The organism is Ketogulonicigenium robustum (genome assembly GCF_002117445.1).
GTDB classification, from domain to species: Bacteria; Pseudomonadota; Alphaproteobacteria; order Rhodobacterales; family Rhodobacteraceae; genus Ketogulonicigenium; species Ketogulonicigenium robustum.
This window is the reverse complement of the sequence record NZ_CP019937.1, coordinates 676,243-701,161: the sequence shown is the minus strand read 5'-3', so window position 1 is coordinate 701,161 and position 24,919 is coordinate 676,243. Positions and strand designations below refer to the sequence as shown.

Genomic DNA, 24,919 nt, shown 5'->3' with positions numbered 1-24,919 from the left:
CCTTATCGGCAGTAAGCCGACCGGCGGCTGGCGGTATCAAAATGCAGGTGGTCACGGTGAGCAGCGTTCGCTTCAGGGCCTAAAACGGTGCCGAACATACCGCAGGCCGAGCGGTGAAGCTGCCGCAAGATGTTACCCCACGCGGCGCTGCGCCAGCCGTTCAAAACCGAAAAACTTGACCCGTCACGCAAGCGGAACGCCACGACATCAACGGCCTTGCCGCGTCCATGTTCCGACAAACGGTTGCCACTGTTGCGCGAGCCGACAACCCCGCGACAGGCGTACCCGCCCGGCGTTTGAATTTGCGCCAACCCGCCACCGGTGTTGCCAATCGTGGGGATCGCAACCTCGCTGACCCAGCGGTTGAAGGTGACAGCCGTGTCGCAGTTAACCACCAATGGCGACGACAGGCTGACGCCCGAAACCGATCGCACCTGCACTGCGTTCTGCACGCCGCATCCGCCCGCCCCCGATATATCGCGCAGCACATCGCCTTGTAAGGCAGCCACCCCGCACAAGCCCCCGCTGCCGCCCGCCGAGGCGATTCGCGGCGCCGCTGCAGGTGCAGCTGCCGGTGGGGGGGCCGGGCGACGCCCTGCAGGCCGAGCACTCGGCAGCGGCACTGGCGCGGCTGTCACGCGTTGCATCGGGGCGACTTGCGCGGCTTGGGGCACCGCGGGCACCCCTGCAGGCCGCGCGCGCGGCGTGGTGATCCGCAATGATCCATCGGGGTTGGCCTGAACGGCCGGCGCCGCGCTGCCTGCGCGGGCCGGTGGCCGGGGCACATCTTGGGCGGCGGCAGCCAAGGGCAACAAGCACAACAGCCCGAGGGCGATCGCGCGCGCACTCCTCATCCAGCGTCGCCTTCGCGCGGGTCTTCTCCGCGCCCGAAGTTGGGCTTGTCGGTATCCTGCCCTGCCTCGATAATCCCGCGGCGGATGGCGCGCGTGCGGGTGAAATAGGCGTGCAGGTGGTCGCCGTCACCCATTCGAATGGCGCGCTGCAGGGCGAACAATTCTTCGGTAAAACGGCCCAAAATCTCTAGCGTCGCGTCTTTGTTGTTCAAAAAAACGTCGCGCCACATCGTAGGGTCGGATGCCGCGATCCGCGTAAAATCGCGAAAACCGGCGGCCGAGTATTTGATCACCTCGGAATCTGTGACGCGTCCCAGATCATCGGCAACGCCGACCATTGTGTAGGCAATCAGGTGCGGGGTATGGCTGGTGACGGCCAGCACACGGTCGTGGTGGTCGGCGTCCATCACATCGACATTCGCCCCCAGCGCCTGCCAGAACGCCTTCAGCTTGTCGAGAGCCACCGGATCGCTGTCGGGCAGCGGCACGATGATGCACCAGCGGTTGTCAAACAACGTGGCAAAGCCCGCGCGCGGGCCGGAATGCTCGGTCCCGGCCAACGGGTGCGCGGGGATGAAATGCACGCCGTCTGGCACGAACGGCGCTACGGCATCGACGACCGACCGCTTGGTCGAGCCGACATCGCTGAGGATTGCGCCCGGTTTCAGCGCGCTCGCGATTTCCGCCGCAACTACGTCCATCGCACCGGTTGGCACGCACAAAATCACCAGATCTGCATCTGCCACCGCATCGACAGCACTATCAACCACTTGGTCACACAGCGCTATTTCGCGCGCGACGGCGCGTGTCTCGGGGGCGATGTCGTAGCCGACAATCGTCCCCGCCGCCCCCGCGCGCCGCGCGGCATGCGCGATCGAGGACGCAATCAACCCAAGACCGATCAGGGCAACGCGATTGAAAACAGCATCCATCACCGCAGGCCTTTGAATTGCGCGACCGCATGGACGACCTGACGGCAGGCCGCCTCGTCACCAACGGTGATGCGCAGGGCTTCTGGGAAGCCATACCCCGTCACGCGGCGGACGATAATGCCGTTATCGCGCAGGTGCGCGTCACAACCGGCCGCCTCGTTACCATCGACGAAACGCGCAAGGATGAAGTTCGCAAAGCTTTGGTCAACCTCGACACCCAGATCGATAAGCGCGTTGCGTAACCATGCCCGCCATTTGGCGTTGTCATTGCGGCACTTTTCGACCCAAGCGGTATCGCGCATGGCGGCTTCGGCCACGCTCAGTTGCACTTCGGACAGGTTGAACGGCTGGCGCACGCGGTTCAGCACGTCGATGATTGCACGCGGGGCATAGCCCCAGCCGATCCGCAAACCACCCAGACCGTGGATCTTTGAAAAGGTGCGCGTCATGATCATGTTCTGGCGCTCGCTGACCAGCGCCGCGCCGCCGTCATAGCCATCGGCAAATTCGGCATAGGCGCTGTCCAGCACCAGCAAGACTTGCGGCGGCAGCTTGTCGGCTAGCCAGGCGATTTCCTCGGGCTCGATCATCGTGCCGGTCGGGTTGCCTGGGTTCGTCAGAAAGACGATTCGCGTCTTTTTGGTGCAGGCCGACAAAATCGCGTCGACATCGACCTTCCGCTCGCGCTCGGCCACTTTGACGGGCGTTGCGCCCGCCGCCATCGCCAACAACGGATACAGCGAGAAACCGTGCTCGGTATAGATTACCTCGTCGCCGACGCCGCAGTAGCTTTGCGTGACGAACTGCAGCACTTCATCAGACCCGACACCGCAAATAATATTATCGGGATCAAGGCCTTGCACCTCGCCAATGGCAGCGCGCAGGCGCGCGTGATCGGTGCCGGGATAGCGATGCAGGTCATGTGCCGCCCGCAGGAAAGCCTCCTTCGCGGCGTCCGAGAACCCTGCCGGATTCTCGTTCGAGGAGAGTTTCAAAACATGGCTTTTCCCAGCGATGGTGGATGCGCCGCCTTGATACAGCGCGATATCCATAATGCCGGGTTGCGGGCGAATTGCGGTCATCGTGAACCTGCCTGACTTGACTTCCGCTTCTCTCTAGCCGCAGGGCTGGCCCAACGCCAGAGGCTAACCAAGCGTAAAGAAGCCCTCGCCTGCCAAAGCACGCATTTTGCGTGCCATTTCAGCACCTATCACGGCGGCGTCAGTGACAGCGCACCGCATTTGGTCGGCCAGCACCTCGGATCCGTCAGGGCGCAAAATCTCGCCGCGCAGGGTCAGCTCGTCACCTTGGATTTCCGCCAGACCGGCGATGGGCGTGTGGCACGACCCATCAAGGCCCGCCAAAAACGCGCGTTCGGCCGCCAGACGAGTGCCGGTCGGCCCGTGGTGAATGGCTGCCAGCAAGCCTGCAACGATCCGGTCGTCGGTGCGCCGTTCGACCCCGATGGCACCTTGCGCGACTGCGGGCAGCATCTCGGCGGGCGACAGCGGCTTTTGCGGCACATCAGCCCGCCCAAGCCGGTTCAGGCCAGCCATCGCAAGGAAGGTCGCATCAGCCACGCCTTCGTCCAGCTTGCGCAGGCGCGTCTGCACATTGCCGCGAAACTCCACCACAACCAGATCAGGCCGCCGCGCCAAAATCTGCGCGCGCCGCCGCAGGCTGGACGTGCCCAAGACCTTGCCCGCAGGAATGTCGTTCAAGCTCCAGTTATGGCGCGAGACGAACGCGTCGCGCACGTCCTCGCGCGGCAAAAAGCAATCCAGCGTCAGACCAGCGGGCTGTTCGACCGGCATGTCCTTCATCGAATGGACGGCTATGTCGATGCTGCCGTCCAGCAGCGCTTCCTCGATCTCGCGCGTGAAAAGGCCTTTGCCGCCGATCTCGCGCAGGGCTTTGTCCTGCACCATATCGCCGGTCATCTTGATGACCTCGATCACGAACGCTTCGTGCGGCAGATCGTACGCTTGCGCCAAGCGGTCGCGGGTTTCATAGGCCTGCGCTAGCGCCAGCGGCGAGCCGCGCGTGCCAATGCGAAGGGGTTCAGCGGGGGAAGGAAGCGCGTTCAACATGGCACCTTTCTAATCCGCCCCGTGCAGGCTGGCAACGGTGCAGGCTTGACTTTCGCGCCCATGCACCCGACTTCAGACCAGACGCATACGAGGAAGACCATGCCCCTGCAAAAGCCCATCCTGCGCGCCCTTGCTGGCGAGACATTGCCCACCCCGCCCGTCTGGATGATGCGGCAAGCCGGGCGCTACCTGCCCGAATATCGCGCCACCCGCGCGCAAGCGGGCGACTTCCTGTCGCTGTGCTACAACCCGGAACTCGCGGCTGAAGTCACGCTGCAGCCGATCCGCCGCTACGGCTTTGACGCGGCAATCTTGTTTGCCGACATTCTGCTGCTGCCGCAGGCTCTTGGGCAAGACTTGTGGTTCACCCCTGGCGAAGGCCCGCGCCTAACCCCCGTCACCACGCCCGAGGAACTGGCCGCGCTAAAGCCCGCCGACGCCGTGCATGACCGTCTGTCCCCGATTTACGAAACCGTCCGCATTCTTGCACGCGAGCTGCCGCGCGAGACGACGCTGATCGGGTTTGCCGGTGCCCCGTGGACCGTCGCCACCTATATGATTGCAGGCCAAGGCACCCCCGACCAAGGCCCCGCCCACGCGCTAAAGGCCGAAGATCGCACGACTTTCCAAGGTATTATCGACCTGCTGACCGCCAGCACCATCGAATATCTATCCGCCCAAGTCGATGCGGGGGCCGAAGTCATCAAACTGTTCGATAGCTGGGCCGGATCGCTGCAAGGCGACGATTTCAACGATTTTTCGCTGAAACCCATGCAGCAAATCACCGCCGCCTTGAAGGAACGCCACCCCGGCCTGCCGATCATCGCATTCCCACGCGGCGCGGGCGAACGCTACAGTGCCGCTCATGCGGCCACTGGCGCGGATTGCATCGCGATTGATGACGGTGTGACGCCCGAATGGATCGCCCAAAACGTGCAGCCCCATGGCTGCGTGCAGGGCAACCTGAAAAGCAGCTATATGGTGACCGGCGGCGAGGATCTGGTGCGAGAAACCCGCCGCGTGGTCGATGCCTTGCGCGGCGGGCCGCATATTTTCAACCTCGGGCACGGCATCACGCCCGATGCCGACCCCGAGAATGTGACCCTGATGCTGGAAACGATCAGGGGCTGATTAAGCCCATTTGGCCAATGGCGGCAGGCTCATCAACACGGCATCCGCGTTGTGGCCCGTCGCCAAACCAAACTTGGTTCCACGATCCCAGACCAGATTATATTCGGCATAAAGACCGCGATAGACCAGCTGGATGTCGCGGTCTTCTTCCGTCCACGGGGTCATACGGCGCCGTTCGATCAGCGGCAGATAGGACGGCAGGAAAGCGCGACCGATGTCTTGGGTCAGCGCGAAATCTGCGGCCCAGTCGCCGGTGTTGTGATCATCCATAAACGTGCCGCCGACGCCGCGCGCGCGGCCACGGTGGGGCACATAGAAGTATTCATCAGCCCACGCCTTCAGCTTTGGATACAGGCCCTCGCCATGGGGTTCGATGAACTTTTGCTGGGTGGCGTGGAAATGCGCTGTGTCTTCGTCGTAAGGGATTGGCGGGTTCAGGTCGGCACCGCCCCCGAACCACCACGCCGAGGGCGTCCAGAACATCCGCGTATTCATATGCACGGCGGGCACGTGCGGGTTCTGCATATGCGCCACCAGCGAGATGCCCGACGCCCAAAAGCGCGGGTCTTCCTCGATCCCGGGCACGCCGCGCGCGGCCATGGCCTTGATCGCCCCGGCCCCCAGCGTTCCGGAAACGGCCGAAAAGTTCACGCCGACCTTTTCAAACACACGCCCGCCGCGCATCACGCTCATCAGTCCGCCGCCCAGATCCTCGCCATCCGGGCCTGTGCGGGGGGTCGGGGTCACGTCGAACTTGGCAGGCGACAGATCGCCCGAGGGGCCAGCAACCGCGCCTTCCTCGGCGGCCTCGAACGCGGCAACAATGTCGTCACGCAGCGTGTGGAACCAGTCGGCGGCGGCCTTGCGTTCGGCTTCCATTGCGTTTGGCGTGGTTTCAGCGGTCATCGGGGCCCTCTTTCACTTGGGACGCAGGCCTTGCGCGCAGTCTGGCCTCTTGCGCCTTTCATGGGGGGCACTTACCATCTGCGCGGCGTCGGCACCAGCCACGCGGATCGCAGTTTGGACGACAAAGGGGTGCACCATGCACAAGGCCGTATTCATTTTGCCGCTGGTGCTGCTGGCCGCCTGCCAGACCCCGCGCGAAGCCTGTATCAGCGATGCTTCGGGTAACTTGCCCACAATCAACCGCCTGATCACCGAGACCGAGGGCAATCTGGCCCGCGGCTACGCCATTGGCACCCGCGAAGATGTCGAGATTGAGCGCGATTATTGCGAACGCACGCTGCAAGACGGCACGGTGGTGCAGGTGCGCTGCGACCGCGCCCGTACGGTAGAGCGGCGCGTGCCCGTCGCCATCAACCTTTACGCCGAACAGGCCAAGCTCGATTCGCTTTATGAACGGCGGAACGACCTGCAGGCGCGCATCGCGCCCGCGATTCAGGCCTGCGTCGCCGCCTACCCCGAAGAATAGGCGGCGCAAGGGCGCTTAGCGCGCTTTGCGGGCCGGTTTGGCGGCGTGGAACAGCTTGAATGCGCCGTCGCCGCCGGGCAATTCCTCGACCACGCGGAACTGCTCGCGCAGGGCTTCCTCGTACGGCAGGTGGCGGTTCGCTACCATCCACAGCTGGCCGCCTGGGTGCAGCATACGCGCAGCCGCCGCGATGAACGCGCGCCCGAGAGCCGGATCGCCCTTGGCCCCAACGTGGAACGGCGGGTTCATGATGACCGCATCGAACACTTTGTCGGCCTTGAACCGCGTGGCATCGGCCCAAGTGAAGCGCGCGCGGTCATCGGGAATGTTCAGCTTGGCGCACTCCAGCGCCAGCGCCTCGGCCTCGACCAGATCGATCGAGATGACACCCTCGCGCGCCAGCGCAGCGGCGGCCAGATAGCCCCACCCCGCGCCCAAATCGGCGATCCGCGACGGAAGCTTGGCCGGCAGCGCTGCCGCCAGCAATGCCGAGCCACGGTCGACCGCGCCATCGGAAAACACGCCTGCGGTAGTAACGAAACCGTCGAACGCCTTGGGTTCGGGCAAGACCCAGTCGGCGAAGACATCAGCTGCGGCGAACCAGAACAGCCGTCCGTGCGCCTTGACGACGCCCGACAGGTCGAGTTCAGGAAGACGGCTGCGGATGTCGCGCCAGATGCTGTCGATACCGTCCTCACGCTGCCCATCGACTACGACCAGATCGGCCAAGGACGCGGCCTCGGCTATCATCGCGCGCGCCAGCGCCTTGGCGCGCGGCAACACAACCAGCGCGACGGTGGCAGGCTTTGCCCCCACAACAACATCGTAACCGGCGGCTTCCCAGTATTCGTAATCGGGGCGGAAGGTATGGCTGATGGTCACATCGGCGCGCGGCAGGGCCGACAGGTCCATCCCTGCGGGCGGGCGCATTACCAAAATCGGGCCCGCAGGCAGTGTTAGCGCGCCAGTATCCAGCGCGGTCGTCAGGCGAGATTGCGCCATATGTCTACTCTTGTTCCATCGTGCATTGCAGCGGGTGCTGGTTGCGGCGGGCGAATTCCATCACCTGCGCGACCTTCGTCTCGGCCACCTCATAGGGGAAGACGGCGACAACCGCGACGCCTTTCGTGTGCACCGTCAGCATGATTTCCACCGAACGCGACTCGTCCAAGCTGAAAAACCGCTGCAGCACCAGCACCACGAATTCCATCGGGGTATAGTCGTCGTTCAGCAGCATCACCTTGTACAAGGGGGGCCGCTTGGTCTTTGGGCGCGTCTTTAACGCAACGCCGCGATCGATCTCGTCGCCGTTATCGTCACCGTTATGATCGCCGGATGCCGTCATCCGTATCGTGCCACTCATGCGTCACGTTCCGCCTTGAATATCAATTGAAAGGTTGCACCCCTATATAAGCAGCCTTAGGCACAAGAAAAGACCCGACGAATACCTAAGGTAAGGCAAATGGCGCATCAAAACTGGACTTTCGGCTTCGATGCCGACGACACCCTGTGGCAGAACGAAGTCTTCTTTCGCACGACCGAGGCCCAGTTCATCGAATTACTTGCCGACTTCGCCGACCGCGACCACCTGATGAACCAGCTGATGGAAGCCGAATCGCGCAACCTTGCCCGCTACGGCTTCGGCATTAAAGGCTTCGTTCTATCGATGATCGAAAGCGCCATTCAGGTGACCGACGGCCGCGTCGATGCGGCGACCATCGCCCGCATTCTGGACTGGGGCAAAGAGATGCTGACACACCCGGTCGAGCTGCTGCCTGGTGCCCGCGCCGCCGTCGAGGCGATGGCCGCGCGCGGCGATGTGGTTCTGATCACCAAGGGCGACCTGCTGGATCAGGAACGCAAGCTTGCGCTGTCGGGGCTGGGCGAGTTGTTCGCCGCTGTCGAGATCGTCAGCGACAAGCGCCCCGACACCTATGCCCGCATTTTCGGCCAGCGCGGGGCGCGCCAATCGTTAATGGTCGGCAATTCGCTGAAGTCGGATGTGATCCCCGCGATCGAGGCTGGCCATTGGGGTGTGCACGTGCCGCACGCGACCACATGGTATATGGAACACGCCGAACCACCCATCGGTCACCCCCGCTTTCGCGCCATTGCCCAAATCGACGCGCTATCCGATCTGGTTGATTCGCTCTGACCGCTTCATGATTTGTTAATCTTTTGGCGATGTGCAGATCTGCCACAGTTTGCGAAAACTTATCCACAGGCGGTATCTGCATTTAGGCGGCAATTCGCGTGCCTGTGCCACATATTGGCGCATCGCACTAGGTATGCGCGCGAACCCGCTGGAAATCTTCTGTTTTATTGCGGCGGGTCACATGTTAGCCTTGGGGCAAGATTTCTCTGAGGGAAGGACTGCGGGTCAACTGCAGCCAGACCCCGAGGCGAGGGCAGTAAGATGACAAAACTGGCATACAAAGCCATTTCTTGGCTGACGGCATGTGTAATCCTGTGCGCAACGCTGGCGACGCAAGCCGTCGCTGCGCCCTACGCCGCGCTGGTGATGGATGCTCGCACCGGTCAGGTGCTGCATTCGGAAAATGCCGACACGCGCCTACACCCTGCCTCGCTGACGAAAATGATGACGCTGTATATCGCCTTTCAAGCGATCAGCCGCGGCGAAGTCTCGTTGGAAACGCCGATCACGGTGACCCAAGCCGCAGCCAGCCAGCCGCCGTCGCGCTTGGGTCTGCGTAATGGCCAGCGCATTCAGCTGCAATATCTGATCCGCGCCGCAGCCATCAAATCGGCAAACGATGCGGCAACCGCCATCGGCATCGGCATTTCGGGGTCCGAGCAAGCCTTTGCCGCGCGCATGAATGCCACCGCCCGCGCGATGGGCATGAACAACAGCCACTTCATCAGCATGAACGGCCTGACGACCGAGGGGCACTATTCGACCGCACGCGATATGTCGATCCTCGGGCGGCACCTAATTTACGATTTTCCGCAGTATTACAACCTCTTCTCGCGCCGCTCGGCCGATGCGGGCATTGCGACCGTGCGCACCACCAACTCGCGCCTGCTGGACAATTACAGCGGGGCCGACGGCATCAAAACAGGGTATACGCAGGCTGCAGGCTATAACCTGACGGCATCGGCTGAACGCGGCAATGTGCGCATCATCGCCACCGTTTTTGGCGCGACCTCGAACGCTGACCGACATGCCCGCATCACCCGCCTGCTGGACCAAGGCTTTGCCAACGCACCGCGCAATGCACGTGTCCGCACGCCCGATGCACCGCCCGCCTTCCAGTCGGCACCGCCCGCTGCGGCCCCCGCCTCACCCCCCGCGCGCCCACAGGCCGCGCCTGACGACAACTTTGACATGAATGCGCTGATCGCGGCTGTGTCGGCCAGCGCGGGCAGCAATGCACCCGCCCCAACGGTGCCGCAAGCCGCCAGCGCGCTGCGCCCGATGGCGCGGCCAGGCCAGGCCCCCTCGCCCGTGGCCGAGGCTGTCGCTGTGGCGGTGGCCGAAGCCCCCGCCGAGCCCGTGCCCCTGCCCTTCCAGATGATCGACAACGCCGACCTCAGCGCGATTACCAGCGAAGAGCCTGAAGAAGCCGGCGGCACCACCGACGCAATCGAGGCCGCGATCATGATGGCGAGCGCAACCCCTGTGACGCGCCCGATGATGCGCCCCGCGACCGCAACGACCGTGGTGGCCAGCGCGGAACCCGCGCCTGTCCCAACTGCCATTCCGGTGGCGGAAGCCGCCCCCGAACGCGAGCCCGCGCCTCAGCCCGAAGCTGCACCCGTCGTGACCGCCGCCGTCTCGCCCGAGGAAGCGCCAATCGCGCTGGAAGCCGCCTTCGGGTCGACCCCTGCGCAACCCGAAACGCTGGCAATGCTGGATGATGGCCCGCAAACCAGCGGCGAGACGCGCCCAACAACCGTGATCATGACAACCGCCGAAATCACCCCCGCAGCCAGCACAGGCGCGCAGCCGCAAGTCGTCTCGCGCATGTCGACGTCTGGCGGGCGTCTTTACGGGGTCAGCATCGGGCGGTTCAATTCGTCCTACGCGGCCGAGCGCGAGTTGATGCGCGTCGCTATGATGGAGGCTGGCCTTCTGTCATCCAGCCAGCGCACAGTCAGCCAGTCGCCGCGCGGGTTTGACGCCAACTTCACCGGCATGACACGCGAAGAAGCCGAGCTGGCCTGTGGCCGCCTGCAAGCGCGCAGCATGGCCTGCACCCTACTGGACACCAACTAAGACAAAGGGCGCTGCAAACATCGCTCCTTTGTTTTTGCCAGATTACGCGCCGAACGCAGCCTTCATCAGCGCACGTGTATAGTCGCTGGTCGGGCGCGAGAAGACGTCATCTGTCGTGCCCGCTTCAACTACATCGCCGTCTTTCATCACCATAATCTTGTGCGACAGCGCGCGGACAACGCGCAGGTCGTGGCTGATAAAGACATAGGCCAGCCCATGCTTAGCCTGCAAATCGCGCAGCAAATCGACGATCTGGGCCTGCACCGTCATATCCAACGCAGATGTCGGCTCGTCCAGCACCAACAGGTCGGGGCGCAAAACCAGCGCGCGGGCAATAGCGATGCGTTGGCGCTGCCCGCCCGAGAATTCATGCGGATAGCGGCTGCGCATATCGGGGTTCAGGCCCACCTCGCGCATGATGTCGACAACCAGTTGGTCGCGCGGCACGCTGGGGTCGACGGCGTGGACGCCCAACCCCTCGGATATGATCTGCGCGACGGTCATGCGCGGCGACAGCGACCCGAAGGGATCCTGAAAGACAATCTGCATCTGCCGCCGCAGCGGGCGCATTTGGCTGTTGCTAAAGCGGGCAATATCGCGCCCCTCAAACAAGATGCGCCCTTCCGACCCCACCAGCCTCATCAGCGCCAGTGCCAACGTGGTTTTACCCGAACCTGACTCGCCCACAATGCCGATCGTCTCGCCCGCGCGGACGGTAAAGCTGGCATCGTTGACGGCCTTCACATGGCCAACCGTCCGCTTCATCAGGCCGCGCTGAATGGGGAACCATACGCGCAGGTTTTGTACCTCGGCCACCACGCGCGCGTTGTCGTCAACGGGCGGCGCGCTGCCGCTGGATTGCGCGGCCAGCAGCATGCGCGTGTAGGGGTGTTGAGGGTTGGCAAAAATCTCGGCGGTAGGGCCCTGCTCGACGATTTCGCCGTCTTTCATCACGCAGACACGGTCGGCGATGCGGCGCACAATCCCCAGATCATGCGTGATAAACAGCATCGACATACCGCGCGCGCGGCGCACTTCGGCCAGCAATTCCAGAATCTGCGCCTGAATGGTCACGTCCAGTGCGGTTGTCGGCTCGTCCGCGATCAGCAAGGCGGGGTCGTTCGCTAGCGCCATCGCGATCATCACACGCTGGCGCTGCCCCCCCGAAAGCTGGTGCGGATAGGCCGACAGGCGGCCTTCAGGGTTACGGATGCCGACCTGTGTCAACAGCTCGATCACGCGCGCGCGCACCGCCGCGCCGCGCAAGCGCTGGTGCAGTTCGATCGTTTCGGCCAGCTGCTTTTCAATCGTGTGCAGCGGGTTCAGCGATGTCATCGGCTCTTGAAAGATAAAGCTGATGTCGTTGCCGCGCACCTCTTGCAGGGCGCTTTGCGACAGGCCCAGCATGTCGCGGCCCTTGAACTGCACGCGGCCCGAAACCTCGCCACTATCGGCCAGCAGGCGCACGGCCGACATTGCCGTCACCGACTTGCCCGACCCGCTTTCGCCGACCAGCGCCACGGTCTCGCCCGCGTCCACGTGAAAGCTAACCCCGCGCACCGCGTGCACTTCGGCCCCGTCTTGGCGGAAGCGGATATGCAGGTCTTGAACGTCAAGCAGCGCAGTCATCTGAACGTCTTTCGCGGGTCAAAGGCGTCGCGGACCCCTTCAAAAATGAACACAAGCAGCGTCAACATCACGGCGAAGGTGATGAAAGCGGTGAAGCCCAGCCACGGCGCCTGCAGGTTGTCTTTTGCCTGCTGCGCCAACTCACCCAAGCTGGGGGCCGACGACGGTAGGCCGAAGCCGATGAAATCCAGCGCCGCCAACGCGCCGATCTGGCCGGTGACGATGAACGGCAGCATGGTGACAGTGGCAACCATGGCGTTGGGCAGCATGTGCCGCCACATGATCGCCCCGTCGGACACGCCCAGCGCGCGGGCCGCGCGGACGTATTCAAAGTTACGCGCCCGCAAGAATTCGGCGCGCACCACCCCGACAAGCCCCATCCAGCCGAACAAAATGGCCAGTAATATCAGCAACGTCAGACTTCGCCCCAGCACCGAAAACACGATGATGATGACATAAAGGGTCGGCGTCGCAGACCAAATCTCGATGATCCGCTGCGAGATAAGGTCGACCCAGCCGCCAAAATACCCCGATGCCGCCCCAACCGCGATACCGATGACCGACGTTACCGCCGTCACGACGATGGCGTAGAAGATCGACAGCCGCACACCATAGATTACGCGCGCCAGCACGTCGCGCTTGGTGTCATCGGTGCCCAGCCAGTTGTGGCTGTCGGGTGCCGACGGGGCTGCGCCCGGAATATCGACGATAGTGGAGTAGCGGTACGGGATCAGCGGCCAGACCATCCAACCTTTGACAAAATCGGGGTCGGTGATTGTGCCGGCTTTAGCGGCCGCGATCATACCCTCGGGGTCGTCAAAGCAGCTTTCCAGCCCGCCGGTTTCGATCAGGCACTGCAGCTCGATATCTTTGTAGCGCGCGACGGTGGGCAGATCGCCCCCGAAGTCGCGCTCCGAATAGAACCGCGTCATCGGAAAAATCAGATCGCCGCGATAGCTGAGGACAAGCGGTTTGTCGTTGGCTATCACCTCGGCAAAGAGGCTGATGGTGAACAGCACGCCGAAAATCAGCAGTGACCAGAAAGCGCGGCCGTTCTTGCGAAAGTTGCGCCAGCGGCGCTGGTTCAGGGAAGACAGGGCCATCAGTTTCGGCTTTCAAAATCAATGCGCGGGTCGATCAGCACATAGGTCAGGTCGGTGATGATGCCCATCACCAACCCCATCAGACCGAACGCGAAAAGTGTTCCGAAAACAACGGGATAGTTGCGCGACAATGCGGCCTCGTAGCCCAGCCGGCCCAGCCCGTCGAGCGAGAAGATCGTCTCGATAATCAGCGATCCACCAAAGAACACGCTGATGAACAGCGCAGGAAAGCCGGAAATGACGATCAGCATCGCATTGCGAAACACGTGCCCATACAGCACCCGCCGCTCGGACAGGCCCTTGGCGCGGGCGGTCATCACGTATTGCTTGCGGATTTCGTCCAGAAAGCTGTTCTTCGTCAGCAGCGTCAGCGTGGCAAACCCCGATATGGTCGACGCGATCACCGGCAGCGCCATATGCCAGAAGTAATCGCCGATCTTGGCCAGCGGCGACATGTTCTGCCAGCCCTCGCTAACAATGCCGCTGAGGGGGAAGATCCGCCAGTACGACCCGCCTGCAAACAGCACCACCAGCAGCACCGCAAACAAAAACCCGGGTATCGCATAGCCGATGATGATCGCCCCTGACGTCCAGTTATCGAACCGCGACCCGTCCTTCACCGCTTTGCGAATCCCCAACGGGATCGAGATAAAATAGGCCAACAGGGTCGACCACAGCCCCAGCGAAATCGACACCGGCAGGCGTTCGATCACAAGCTGCACCACGGTTTTGTCGGGGTGAAACCAGCTTTTGCCGAAATCGAACCGCGCATAGTTCCACATCATCAGGAAGAACCGCTCGACCGGCGGCTTGTCGAAGCCGAATTCCTTTTCCAGCCGCTCGATGAATTCGGGGGGCAAGCCGCGCGCGCCGGTATAGGTTGACCCCGTCACGCCAGATGTCACCTCGGCCTGGAAAGCGGCATCGCCGCCCCCGCCCGTCAAGCTTTCAGACACATTCCCTCGCCCCTCCATATCGGCGATGATCTGTTCGATCGGGCCGCCCGGCACGAATTGGGTCAGGGCAAAGTTCAGCAGCATGATCCCGAACAGGGTCGGGATCACCAGCAAGATCCGTCGTAGAATATAAGCGCCCATTTTTTAGCGGATCACCCCTGCGGCGCGCAAACCGTCGGCCTTGTCGGCGTTGTACCACCAGAAATCCAACTGCCCCAGCGCATAGGGGGGCATATTGTCGGGGTGTTCGAACATGTCGAAATAAGACACCCAGAAATTAGGGTTATACCACGTGGGAATAACGAACATCTCGTGGCGCATGATACGGTCGATCGCGCGGACGGCGGCGGCCATTTCGTCGAAATTCTCGGCGTCCACCGCGTCTTCGATCAGCTTGTCCACGGCGGGCGAGGCATAGCCCGCCGGGTTGAACACATCGTCCACGGCATAGGTGCCATAGCGCTGCGACAGGCCGGTGCCTTCCTCCATCCCGTTGTCATAGCCGTCATAGACCATGTCGTAATCCATCGCGCGGGTGCGGACGGTATATTGCGCAGGGTCGATGCGGTTGTAATTCGCCTCGATCCCAAGCGTATTCAGGTTCTCGATAAAGGGCGTGATGATGCGATCAAACATCGGCGAATAGCCCAGAAACTCGATCCGTAGGGGCTGGCCGTCTTTCATCAGCTTGCCATCGGGGCCGCTTTCCCAACCGGCTTCAGCCATCAAGGCCAAGGCGCGGCGCAGGTTACCGCGATCCAGCTGGTTCGCGCCCGATGTGTGCGGCATGGTGACTTCGTCCGTCAGGATCGCGGGGTCGATCAGGTCGGCCACGCCTTGCAGGTCTTCCAGCTCCTGCCCCTCGGGGGTGCCTTTCGCCTCTAGCGCGGTGCCCTGCCAAAAGCTGTCGCGCTGCTGGAACAGGCCGTATTGCAGCGTGTCGTTCGTCCAGGTGAAGTTATACATCAGCGCAATCGCCTGCCGGACGCGGATGTCCTGAAACTGCGGGCGGCGCAGGTTCATCACCATCCCGACAGCGGGCGGCAGGCTGCCGTTGGCCATCTCGTCCTTGAGGACATAGCCGTTGTTCAGCGCCGGAAAGTCATAGCCCGTGGCCCACACGATCGAGCTGTTTTCCTGCCGGAAGGTATATTCGCCCGCCTTGAACGCCTCGAACGCGACGTTGCTGTCGGCGTAATACACCACGCGGATCGTGTCGAAATTCGCGCGCCCTTGGTTGATAGGCAGGTCGGCGCCCCAGTAATCGGGGTTGCGGCGGTAGGTGATATAGCTGCTGTAGCTAAAATCGTCGCGCACATACGGCCCCGAGCCTGGCGAGGTCTCGACCTGAATCTTGTCCAGCCGCGCGCCGCTGCTTTCATACCACGCCTGCGAAAAGACAGGCACCGCGCCCGCTTGCAAGATCAGCCCTTTGCGAGGCGCATCGGGGGCGAAGGTGAATTTCACGGTGTAATCGTCCAGCGCCTCGACGGTGAGGATCACCTCGCCCACCGCGCTGGCGTAGGATGGCAGGCCCTGTTCCAGCAGCAGGTTGTGGCTGAAGACGACATCATGCGCCGTCAGCGGCGTGCCGTCGGAAAAGCGCGCCTCGGGCCGCATGTGGAAGATCACCCAATCTTGGTTTTCGGGGTATTCAATGGTCGCGCACAGCAGGCAATAGGCGTCGCTTACGGTGTCGGCGGTGGTTTCCAGCAGGCTTTCATAGCCGATGTTGGCCAGCGCGCCTGCCCGCCCCTCGCGCGAATAGGGATTGAAGTTGTCGAACGTGCCCTGCGCCCAAATCGAGATGGTGCCGCCCTTGGGCGCATCGGGGTTCACGTAATCCAGATGCTGGAAATCGGCCGGATATTTCAGCTCGGACAGGTCACCAAAGGTGGTGAAGCCATGCGTGGTAATCGTCGGCGCGTCTTGCGCCTTCACCGCGCCCGCCAAAATCACCGCCCCGAAAACCCCCAGCGCGCCCGCCCATGCGATGCTGCGCCAGTCGGTGCGCCGCTGTGCGATGGCTTTGGCGGCGGAACGGGGGCGCTGGCGCATGATGATACCTCTGCTGAGCGATTTGTTTTCACCAGCTAAAGGTCTGAAGCGTCAGGTTTCAAGTTGAATATACGTGAACTGAGGTTACTGCCGCGACAGAAAGGCGATCAGATCGGCACGATCCTGCGGATTACGCATTCCGGTAAAGGTCATCAGCGTGCCGGGCGCAAAGCGGCGCGGGTTGGCGATCAGCGCGTTGATGCGATCGGGCGTCCAGACCGATACCACACGTTCCAGCGCACCCGAATAGGCAAAGCCTGCGACCGTATCCACGGGCCGCCCGACGACGCCTGCCAGACTGGGGCCCGTCTTGTTTTCGCCCGCCACATGGGAATGGCACATCCGGCAAGACCGCCACAGACTTTCCCCGCGGGCGGGGTCGGCTGCTTCGTAAATGCGGGCAAATTCGGCGGGGTCAAGCGGGTCGACCAGCGGCGCGGCACCGGGGATCGGCACGATATAGGCCTGTTCCTCGTGGACCGAGCCTACCGACATGACAGCGCCTGCGATATAGCGCACAGCGCCAAACAGGGCCAAGGCCGCGAGTATCGCCAGCCCCATGTCGCGCCAGTGCCGAAAGTCCAACATGTCGCCTCCTTGCTACATGGCAGCATCTACGCCCTTCAAACACCCGCGCGCAAGGTATACAGCCATTGCAACCCGCCCCCACGCGGGCAGAGGAGGACACATGACCACGACCACGCGCGGCCGCATCGCCTATCAGGGCGCCCCCGGGGCTTACAGCCACCAAGCCTGCATCGATTCACGCCCCGAATTTGAACCCGTCCCCTTTGCCACCTTTGAAGACGCGATCGAAGCCGTGCGCAGCGGCGCGGTCGATCTAGGCATGATCCCGGTCGAAAATTCGACCTACGGCCGCGTGGCCGACGTGCACCAATTGCTGCCCGAAAGCGGCCTGCACGTGATCGACGAGGCGTTCGTTCGCGTGCACGTGAACCTGCTGGCCGTTCCGGGCGCGACGCTGGCCGACATCCGCGATGTGCGCGCGATGCCGGTGCTGCTGGGCCAAGCGCGCAGTTTCATCCGCGACAATGGACTGAACCCTGTTGCATGGTCCGACAACGCAGGCGCGGCCCGCGACGTGGCGGCGCTGGGCGACAAGTCGGTTGCCGCGATGGCGTCGGAAATTGCGGGCCAAATCACCGGCCTGCACCTGCTGGCCCGCCATGTCGAGGATAACGACCTGAACACGACGCGGTTTCTGGTCATGTCGCGCACGCCCGACTACGCGCGGCGCGGCGCGGGCAAGATGATGACCAGCCTGATTTTCCGCGTCCGCAACATTCCGGCGGCGCTTTACAAAGCCATGGGCGGCTTTGCCACCAACGGCGTCAACATGACCAAGCTGGAAAGCTATATGGTTGGCGGCCATTTCACCGCAACGCAGTTCTACGCCGAGATCGAGGGCCACCCCGATGATCGTTCAGTCCAGTTGGCGTTGGAGGAACTGGATTATTTCACCGACACAATGGCCCTGATGGGCGTCTTCCCCGCATCCCCCACCCGCAATAGCTGAGGGATGCTTGCGCCCCGCGCTTAGGCGCGGGCGCGGGCCTCGGCCAGATGCAGATAGTTGCCGACCCGCTTGCGGATACGGTTCGAAATGGTGCCGCGCGCCAGCTTTAGCGATTGCAGCAGCAGCCGCCCGATCAGCGAATTAGCCCCCATTTCCATGGTAAAAACGGTATCGGTGCCCGCACCTTCGGCGGGCGTCAGCACCAAGGAAATCTCGCCCTCGACCCCGCCCGAGGCGAATGCGATGCGCATCAGGCGCGGGGCCTGCACCTCGACCAGCTTCATCGACACATCTTGCGTGCGGCCGCGAAACGGCACACCGATCATCCAGCTGGCGCCCACGGTTGCACCACTGCCGCCATCGGTGCGGTGAATGCTGGCGCCACCGCGTTTGACCATCTGTTCCAGCAGCGCCACATCGCTAATATGATCAAACAATGTCTGCGGGCCGACCGCGACGTGGTCGTTCACTACAAACTGCATGGCCTTCTCCCGTCCTAACCGTTGGGTATCGGTTAACTGATTTGCGCTGGCCGGTCAGCAACGATTTACAGAAAAGTTCAGCTATTCGTGATGACTAGCACAACCGCAGTAATAAATGCATGATAAGTGACAACAAACAGTGCACAGTGGGCAACGCGGCATGCAACAGATCACCCTTTACGGTCACCCCGATTCCGGCCACGCCTGCAAGGTCGCCCTTGCGCTGGATCTGGCGGGCATCGCCCACGATAATACCTTGGTGGACATCTGGGCCGACCCGCAAACGCGCCCCGCCCGCTTTCTGGCCAACAGCCCCTTTGCCGAGGTGCCGCTGCTGCTGATTGACGATGCACCTTACGTGCAATCGGGCGCGATTTTGCTGGAAATCGCCGCGCGTTTCGGCACCTTGGGCGGCGAAAGTGCCGCAGGGCAGCGCCGCGCACGCGAGTTGATCGTATGGGAAGCCAACCGTATCGGCATGTGCCTCCCCCAGATCCGCTATGCCGCAAAAGTTAACGGCGCGGGCTTTCCTGCGGGGTCGCTCGATTGGTTGCATGCGCGCTATGATGTCGACCGGCAGAACTTCGACAAGCTGCTGGGCGAGGCCCCTTTCTTTCACGGCGACCAGCCCGGCGTCGGCGATTGCGCCATTTGGGGCTATGTCCAATGGGTTGACGAAATCGGCGTTGCCGCTACCGATAAGATGCGCCGTTGGATCGACCGCATGTCCGCCCTGCCCGCGATGAAAACGCCGGCTGCATTCTTTCCCCAGCATTAAATCAATCGCGCCTCGAAAGACGAAAAACAAGGAACAGACGATGACACAAGCCTTCAAGGGCGTGGTCTTTGACCTAGACGGAACGTTGACCGACACCGAAGCCCAAGCCAACCACGCCGCCATGGCGGTTCTGGCCGACATGGGGGTCGAGGGGGACATGGCCCTGTTCGAATCGCTCTCGGGCATCCACGATATCGAGCGGCGCGCGATTTTGCACCGCGCGCTGGCCGCGCAGGTCGACCCCGACGATTTCCTGCTGGCGTGGCGCGCACGGATCGACCAGCAACGCGCCAACGGCGTGCCGACCAAACCGGGCGCTGCCGCCTTGCTGCAAACGCTGAAAGACAAAGGCTACCTGTTGGCGCTGGCCACATCCAGCTATCGCACGATGGCGTTGGAAAAGCTGGCCAAAGCGGGGCTCGAGGGGTTTTTCGACGTCATCGTGCCGGTTGACGATGTGCAAAACCCCAAACCCGCGCCCGATCCCTACTTGCTGGCCGCCGACCGTCTGGGCCTGAAGCCGGTGGAATGTGTCGCTTTCGAGGATTCCGAAACCGGTGCCGAATCCGCCTTTACCGCCGGTCTGTTTACTGTGCAGATCCCCGACATCCACCCCGCCAGCGGCAAATGGGCCAATATCGTCGCCCCCGACTTGACCGAAGGTGCGAAGGCCGCAGGGTTGATCTGACCCTTGCGCACCGGCTGGCGCGCGACTATATCACCGCCTGAGAGGTTGGCGCGGGCAGGCGCCTCGCCAACCCGGTCAGGTCCGGAAGGAAGCAGCCGTAACGATTCCCGTCTGGGTCGTGTCCAGCCTCTCACCTTTGCCCTGCCGCCAGCGGCTACAGGAAAACCCTCATGACTGATGTTTGTTTGGATGGATCGTGCCACTGCGGCGCGGTGCGCTTTCGTGTGCACTTGCGCGACGGGCTTGCCAGCGCAAGGCGCTGTAATTGCAGCTATTGCACCATGCGCGGTGCGGTTGCTGTCTCGACCCGGCTGGACGAATTCACCATCTTGCAGGGCGAAGACGCGCTGTCGTGCTATACGTTCAACACGCAGCAAGCCAAGCATTACTTCTGCAGCGCATGCGGCATCTACACCCACCATCAGCGCCGCTCGCGCCCCAATGAATTCGGGGTGAATTTGGCCTGCCTTGCGGGGCATTCGCCCTTCGATCTGTCGGAAGTGCCGGTGCTGAACGGGCGGGATCACCCGCGCGATGGCAACCCCCACCGCAACCCCGTATTCGGCACGCTGATCTTCCGCCGTTGCGAGACATGATGCGCGAGGCGGGCCTATCGGTGCGCCAACTTGTGGCCGCAGATGCGGTGGCCTTTCGCCGCCTGCGTTTGGCTGGCCTGCGCGCGCACCCCACCGCATTCGGCGCGGATTTCGCCTATGAATCACGCCAGCAGCTCGATTTCTTTTCTGCGCGGCTGACGAACGGCACCGTCTACGGCGTTTTCACGCGCGATGGCACGTTAGCCGCTATCGGCGGGGTCTATGCCGACACTGGCCAAAAGACCGCACATATTAGCACCATTTGGGGCATTTACGTCAGCCCAGAACACCGCGGCAAGGGCGCGGCAGACGCGCTGATGGCAGCACTGATTGCAAACCGCGCCGCGCGCTGCCAGCAAATCCGTCTCTCGGTTGCGGCCGACAACGCGACTGCGCTGCGGCTCTACCAACGCCACGGCTTTCGCATTTGGGCACGCGATCACGGCGCGCTGCTGGTGGACGGCCGCCTCTATGACGAAATCCTGATGCGGCGCGATTTTGATAATACCCCGCCCAACCCATAGCTATGGTTTACGCGCCACCATCTGGGCGTTAAGTTGAACCGTCCCCGAACCGGAGCAGGATATGAACGCCCCTACCGCATATCGCGTTCTAGCGCGCAAATACCGCCCCGAAACCTTCGCCGACCTGGTCGGGCAGGACGCGATGGTGCGCACGCTGAAGAACGCCTTTGCGTCAGGGCGCATCGCGCAAGCCTTTATTATGACGGGCATTCGTGGCACCGGTAAAACCACCACAGCGCGGATCATCGCTAAGGGTCTGAACTGCATCGGCCCCGATGGCACCGGCGGGCCCACAACCGAACCCTGCGGCGTGTGCGAGCATTGCGTCGCCATTACCGAGGGGCGCCACGTCGACGTGCTAGAGATGGACGCCGCCAGCCGCACCGGCGTGAACGACATCCGCGAGATTATCGACAGCGTCCACTATCGCGCGGCCTCGGCACGCTACAAAATCTATATCATCGACGAAGTGCACATGTTGTCGACCAGCGCCTTCAACGCGTTGCTGAAAACGCTGGAAGAGCCGCCCGAGCATGTGAAGTTCATCTTTGCGACAACCGAAATCCGCAAGGTGCCTGTCACGGTGCTGTCGCGCTGCCAGCGTTTCGACCTGCGCCGGATCGAACCCGAGGTCATGATGGCCCTGCTGCGCAAAATCGCCACCAGCGAAAGCGCGACGATCACCGATGACGCCCTTGCGCTGATCACCCGCGCCGCCGAAGGGTCGGCCCGCGACGCGACCAGCTTGCTCGACCAAGCCATCAGCCACGGCACGGGGCTTGAAGATGGGACGACCGCCGATCAGGTGCGGATGATGCTGGGGCTGGCCGATCGCGGCCGCGTGTTGGATCTGTTCGACATGGTCCTGCGCGGCGATGCTGCGGGTGCGCTGGCCGAGCTGTCGGCCCAATACGCCGACGGCGCCGACCCGATGGCGATCTTGCGTGATCTGGCCGAAATCGCGCACTGGATTTCCGTCATCAAAGTCACCCCCGAGGCTGCCGACGACCCCACTATCCCGCCCGACGAGCGTAGCCGTGGCACCACAATGGCCGATGCCATTGCCATGCGTGTTCTGACCCGCATGTGGCAGATGCTGCTGAAAGCGCTCGAGGAAGTCGGCACCGCGCCAAACAGCATGATGGCCGCCGAAATGGCCATCATCCGCCTGACCCATGTGGCCGACCTGCCCAGCCCCGCCGAACTGGTCGAGCGCCTGCGCGATATGCCGGTGCCGCCCCCCAATGGTGGCGGTGGCGGCGGCGGATACCGCCCTGCCCCCGCGCCGTCCGGTAGTGTCGAGGCACGCGGCGTGCCGATGGCCACGCATTCCGCCCCGCGTGGCCCTGTGGCGCAACTGGCGGGCCAACCCGATTATCTGGCCCAATATGCGACTTTTGATTCGGTCGTCGGCCTGATCCGTGCCCAGCGCGACATGCGCCTTCTGGTCGAGGTCGAAGGCAACATGCGCATCGCCCGCTATCAGCCCGGACGGATCGAATTTCAACCGACGCCCAACGCGGCCCCCGACCTTGCTGGCCGCTTGGCCCAGCGCCTGCAAAACTGGACGCACGCCCGCTGGGCCGTCATCATCGTCAACGAAGGCGGCGCCCCGACCATTACCGAGGCCCGCGACAGTGCCGACAACGCGCTAAAGGACCGCGCCGCCCAGCATCCGCTGGTGGCCGCCGCCCTGCTGGCCTTTCCCGGTGCCAGCATCAAAGTCACCCCCGTTGCCCAGAAAGCCCAAGCCGCCGCGCAGGACGCCCTGCCCGAGGTCGAGGATGAATGGGACCCGTTCGAAGACGACTAAAAGGAAGTTAACATGTTCAAAGGCCTCGGCGGTCTTGGCGATATGGCCAAGATGATGAAAACCGCGCAAGACATGCAGGAAAAAATGACGCGCCTGCAAGAGGAACTGGAAAACACCGTGGTCGAAGGCCAGTCGGGTGCCGGCCTTGTGCGCGTCAACGTGACCGCCAAGGGCGAGATCAAATCGCTGTCGATCGACCCGTCAATTCTGGTCGCCAGCGAAAAGGAAGTGGTCGAGGATCTGATCTTGGCCGCCATCCGCGATGGTCAGTCGCGCGCGCAAGAGCGCTCGGCCGCCGAGACGCGCCGCATGGCCGACGGCCTTGGCCTGCCGCCCGATTTCAAACTGCCTTTCTAAGGCATGGATGACGATAGCGACATCGCCCGCCTTATGGCGTTGATGGCCCGCATTCCGGGCCTAGGGCCGCGTTCTGCGCGGCGGGCGGTGTTGCATCTGATCAAAAAGCGCAGCCAGCTGATGGTGCCGCTGGGCAATACGATGCAGGCCGTCGCACAATCGGCGCGTGAATGCCTGAACTGCGGCAACTTCACCACGGGCGATCTCTGCACGATCTGCACCGATGTCGCCCGCCAAAACGGCCAGATTTGCGTGGTTGAGGACATTGACGACCTGTGGGCAATGGAACGCACGGGCGCCTTCAAGGGGCGCTATCATGTCTTGGGCGGCACGCTGTCGCCCATTGACGCCGTCGGCCCTGATGAGCTGCGCATCCCCCGCCTGATTGACCGCGTGACGACCGAAAACGTGCAAGAGGTGATCTTGGCGCTGGGGGCCACGATTGATGGCCAGACCACCGCCCATTACATCGCCGACCACCTGTCTGCCGTCACTGTGACAACGCTGGCCCAAGGCGTCCCTGTTGGGGGCGAGCTGGACTATCTGGACGAAGGCACGATTGGTGCGGCGCTAAAGGCGCGCCGCACCCTTTAGGTTAGTCTTGGTCGCCGTAGCCCATCGGGTTGGCCGACTGCCATTTCCACACGCTATCCGTCATATCCTTCAGGCCGAATTCGGCCGTCCAGCCCAGCACATTGGCCGCTTTGGTGGCATCGGCGCGCATCTCGGCCACGTCACCGGCGCGGCGGGGGTGGATTTCGGCGGGCAAATCGCGGCCAACCGTGGCCGAGAACGCGCCCAGCATTTCCTTGACGGAATAGCCGGTGCCGGTGCCGATGTTGAAGGCCTCGGCCCCGTCTTGGTTGAAATTCAGCGCCGCGACGTGCGCACGGGCCAGATCGACCACATGGATATAATCGCGCACGCCGGTGCCATCGATCGTCGCATAATCATCGCCGAAAATCGCCAGCTTCTCGCGGCGGCCGGTGGCGACCTGCGCCAAGAACGGCATCAGGTTGTTCGGGATGCCCTTGGGGTCTTCGCCGATACGGCCCGAATCATGCGCGCCGACAGGGTTGAAATACCGCAGCAAAATCGAGGTGCGCCCGGGCGCGGCTTCGGCCCACGCGGTCAGGGCCTGTTCGGCGGTGAATTTGGTCGCGCCGTAGACATTGGTCGGGGCCAGCGGGTGATCCTCGGTCATCGGCAGGGACTGCGGCTCGCCATAAACCGTGGCGGATGATGAAAAGACGATCTTGCCGCAGCCCGCAGCCTCCATCGCGCGCAGCAGCGACAGGGTGCCAGCCACGTTCACATCGTAATAATCGACGGGGCGCGTGCGGCTTTCGCCCACCGCTTTCAGGCCCGCAAAATGGATCACGGCATCGGGCTTGAACGCGGTCGCCACAGCGGTCAGCGCGGCAGTGTCGCGAATGTCGACGTCATGCGCCTCGATATGGCCGTTGGTGATTTCGCGCACGCGATCCAGCGCGACGGGCGAGCTGTTGGCATAGCTGTCGACCACGCAGGCCTCATACCCCATTGCGGCCAGTTCGACCAAAGTATGGCTACCGATATAGCCCGCACCACCTGTTACCAATACGCGCATCAGCAATCCTCCTGCCTGCCTATAGGCAGCTTGTAGCGGGATTTTCGGGGGGCAGACCAGCAAATACCGCGCATCGCCGCTGTTTTGGGGTGTTGAAACGCGGCCCACCGCCG

The 24,919-nt window shown here is 62.9% G+C and carries 26 protein-coding genes and 1 other RNA gene; 13 read left to right on the top strand and 14 right to left on the bottom strand.

Annotation, left to right across the window (positions count from 1 at the left end; all coding sequences use genetic code 11):
• Positions 1-2: 2 nt before the first annotated feature.
• The 4 genes from BVG79_RS03515 to hemC form a co-directional block, all read right to left on the bottom strand.
• The gene (locus BVG79_RS03515; protein WP_085785668.1) at positions 3-854 is read right to left on the bottom strand and encodes an extensin-like domain-containing protein; all 852 of its coding nucleotides are present in this window, start codon (positions 852-854) and stop codon (positions 3-5) included.
• The gene (locus BVG79_RS03510; RefSeq protein WP_085785667.1) at positions 851-1,786 is read right to left on the bottom strand and encodes a prephenate/arogenate dehydrogenase family protein; all 936 of its coding nucleotides are present in this window, start codon (positions 1,784-1,786) and stop codon (positions 851-853) included. Before BVG79_RS03510 ends, BVG79_RS03515 begins: the two co-directional genes overlap by 4 nt.
• Positions 1,786-2,868, bottom strand: a complete 1,083-nt coding sequence (gene hisC / locus BVG79_RS03505; RefSeq protein WP_085785666.1) for a histidinol-phosphate transaminase — start codon at positions 2,866-2,868, stop codon at positions 1,786-1,788. Before hisC ends, BVG79_RS03510 begins: the two co-directional genes overlap by 1 nt.
• Before the next feature lie 63 nt (positions 2,869-2,931).
• Positions 2,932-3,876, bottom strand: coding sequence for a hydroxymethylbilane synthase (gene hemC, locus BVG79_RS03500; protein WP_085785665.1), 945 nt, complete (start codon positions 3,874-3,876; stop codon positions 2,932-2,934).
• 99 nt (positions 3,877-3,975) lie between these two features.
• Between hemC and hemE the strand changes: the two genes are divergently transcribed.
• Entirely contained in the window at positions 3,976-5,007 is a 1,032-nt protein-coding gene (gene hemE / locus BVG79_RS03495; RefSeq protein WP_085785664.1) for a uroporphyrinogen decarboxylase, read from the top strand.
• On the opposite strand, the gene hemF is transcribed toward hemE, so the two are convergent.
• Positions 5,008-5,913 carry an oxygen-dependent coproporphyrinogen oxidase gene (gene hemF / locus BVG79_RS03490; protein WP_085785663.1) on the bottom strand — a complete coding sequence of 302 codons (906 nt, stop codon included), beginning with the start codon at positions 5,911-5,913 and terminating at the stop codon, positions 5,008-5,010.
• A 136-nt stretch (positions 5,914-6,049) separates the two neighbouring features.
• On the opposite strand from hemF, the gene BVG79_RS03485 reads away from it, so the two are divergent.
• On the top strand, positions 6,050-6,439 hold the full coding sequence (locus tag BVG79_RS03485) for a hypothetical protein (protein WP_085785662.1): 390 nt from the start codon (positions 6,050-6,052) through the stop codon (positions 6,437-6,439).
• Between the two features lie 15 nt (positions 6,440-6,454).
• On the opposite strand, the gene BVG79_RS03480 is transcribed toward BVG79_RS03485, so the two are convergent.
• Positions 6,455-7,441 (bottom strand): class I SAM-dependent methyltransferase, encoded by a 987-nt coding sequence (locus tag BVG79_RS03480; RefSeq protein ID WP_085785661.1) that lies wholly within the window; start codon positions 7,439-7,441, stop codon positions 6,455-6,457.
• A 4-nt stretch (positions 7,442-7,445) separates the two neighbouring features.
• The gene (clpS, locus tag BVG79_RS03475; RefSeq protein WP_085785660.1) at positions 7,446-7,802 is read right to left on the bottom strand and encodes an ATP-dependent Clp protease adapter ClpS; all 357 of its coding nucleotides are present in this window, start codon (positions 7,800-7,802) and stop codon (positions 7,446-7,448) included.
• Between the two features lie 99 nt (positions 7,803-7,901).
• Here clpS and BVG79_RS03470 point away from each other — a divergent pair, with 99 nt between their 5' ends.
• Together BVG79_RS03470 and BVG79_RS03465 are read left to right on the top strand one after the other, a co-directional pair.
• A complete protein-coding gene (locus tag BVG79_RS03470; RefSeq protein WP_085785659.1) occupies positions 7,902-8,594 on the top strand; it encodes an HAD family hydrolase in 693 nt (230 codons plus the stop codon).
• A 261-nt stretch (positions 8,595-8,855) separates the two neighbouring features.
• Entirely contained in the window at positions 8,856-10,676 is a 1,821-nt protein-coding gene (locus BVG79_RS03465) for a serine hydrolase (protein WP_085785658.1), read from the top strand.
• Between the two features lie 42 nt (positions 10,677-10,718).
• Here the strand turns inward: BVG79_RS03465 and BVG79_RS03460 are convergent, their stop codons facing one another.
• From BVG79_RS03460 to BVG79_RS03440, 5 genes are all read right to left on the bottom strand, one after another.
• Positions 10,719-12,305, bottom strand: coding sequence for an ABC transporter ATP-binding protein (locus tag BVG79_RS03460; protein WP_085785657.1), 1,587 nt, complete (start codon positions 12,303-12,305; stop codon positions 10,719-10,721).
• The gene (locus BVG79_RS03455; protein ID WP_085785656.1) at positions 12,302-13,408 is read right to left on the bottom strand and encodes an ABC transporter permease; all 1,107 of its coding nucleotides are present in this window, start codon (positions 13,406-13,408) and stop codon (positions 12,302-12,304) included. Before BVG79_RS03455 ends, BVG79_RS03460 begins: the two co-directional genes overlap by 4 nt.
• Entirely contained in the window at positions 13,408-14,505 is a 1,098-nt protein-coding gene (locus tag BVG79_RS03450) for a microcin C ABC transporter permease YejB (protein WP_085785655.1), read from the bottom strand. The genes BVG79_RS03455 and BVG79_RS03450 overlap by 1 nt, the downstream gene beginning before the upstream one ends.
• Before the next feature lie 3 nt (positions 14,506-14,508).
• A complete protein-coding gene (locus tag BVG79_RS03445; RefSeq protein ID WP_198167884.1) occupies positions 14,509-16,422 on the bottom strand; it encodes an extracellular solute-binding protein in 1,914 nt (637 codons plus the stop codon).
• A gap of 84 nt (positions 16,423-16,506) precedes the next feature.
• The gene (locus tag BVG79_RS03440) at positions 16,507-17,010 is read right to left on the bottom strand and encodes a c-type cytochrome (protein ID WP_085785653.1); all 504 of its coding nucleotides are present in this window, start codon (positions 17,008-17,010) and stop codon (positions 16,507-16,509) included.
• A gap of 100 nt (positions 17,011-17,110) precedes the next feature.
• Between BVG79_RS03440 and BVG79_RS03435 the strand changes: the two genes are divergently transcribed.
• Positions 17,111-17,959 (top strand): prephenate dehydratase, encoded by an 849-nt coding sequence (locus BVG79_RS03435; RefSeq protein WP_085785652.1) that lies wholly within the window; start codon positions 17,111-17,113, stop codon positions 17,957-17,959.
• Positions 17,960-17,979: 20 nt separating this feature from the next.
• On the opposite strand, the gene BVG79_RS03430 is transcribed toward BVG79_RS03435, so the two are convergent.
• On the bottom strand, positions 17,980-18,441 hold the full coding sequence (locus BVG79_RS03430) for an SRPBCC family protein (RefSeq protein ID WP_085785651.1): 462 nt from the start codon (positions 18,439-18,441) through the stop codon (positions 17,980-17,982).
• 160 nt (positions 18,442-18,601) lie between these two features.
• Between BVG79_RS03430 and BVG79_RS03425 the strand changes: the two genes are divergently transcribed.
• The 8 genes from BVG79_RS03425 (at position 18,602) to recR (ending at position 23,791) form a co-directional block, all read left to right on the top strand.
• Positions 18,602-19,219: a glutathione S-transferase family protein gene (locus BVG79_RS03425; protein WP_085785650.1), complete on the top strand. Its 618-nt coding sequence runs from the start codon at positions 18,602-18,604 to the stop codon at positions 19,217-19,219.
• Positions 19,220-19,259: 40 nt separating this feature from the next.
• Positions 19,260-19,907, top strand: coding sequence for an HAD family hydrolase (locus BVG79_RS03420; protein WP_085785649.1), 648 nt, complete (start codon positions 19,260-19,262; stop codon positions 19,905-19,907).
• 38 nt (positions 19,908-19,945) lie between these two features.
• An RNA gene (gene ffs / locus BVG79_RS03415) (signal recognition particle sRNA small type) lies at positions 19,946-20,043 on the top strand.
• A gap of 34 nt (positions 20,044-20,077) precedes the next feature.
• The gene (locus BVG79_RS03410; protein ID WP_085785648.1) at positions 20,078-20,503 is read left to right on the top strand and encodes a GFA family protein; all 426 of its coding nucleotides are present in this window, start codon (positions 20,078-20,080) and stop codon (positions 20,501-20,503) included.
• A 20-nt stretch (positions 20,504-20,523) separates the two neighbouring features.
• On the top strand, positions 20,524-21,027 hold the full coding sequence (locus BVG79_RS03405) for a GNAT family N-acetyltransferase (protein WP_236951405.1): 504 nt from the start codon (positions 20,524-20,526) through the stop codon (positions 21,025-21,027).
• A gap of 61 nt (positions 21,028-21,088) precedes the next feature.
• Positions 21,089-22,840 (top strand): DNA polymerase III subunit gamma/tau, encoded by a 1,752-nt coding sequence (locus tag BVG79_RS03400; RefSeq protein ID WP_085785647.1) that lies wholly within the window; start codon positions 21,089-21,091, stop codon positions 22,838-22,840.
• A 12-nt stretch (positions 22,841-22,852) separates the two neighbouring features.
• Complete coding sequence (locus BVG79_RS03395) at positions 22,853-23,197, top strand: YbaB/EbfC family nucleoid-associated protein (RefSeq protein WP_085785646.1); 345 nt, start codon at positions 22,853-22,855, stop codon at positions 23,195-23,197.
• Positions 23,198-23,200: 3 nt separating this feature from the next.
• Entirely contained in the window at positions 23,201-23,791 is a 591-nt protein-coding gene (gene recR / locus BVG79_RS03390; RefSeq protein ID WP_085785645.1) for a recombination mediator RecR, read from the top strand.
• Between the two features lies 1 nt (position 23,792).
• Here the strand turns inward: recR and galE are convergent, their stop codons facing one another.
• A complete protein-coding gene (gene galE, locus BVG79_RS03385; protein WP_085787219.1) occupies positions 23,793-24,806 on the bottom strand; it encodes a UDP-glucose 4-epimerase GalE in 1,014 nt (337 codons plus the stop codon).
• Between the last annotated feature and the right edge of the window lie 113 nt (positions 24,807-24,919).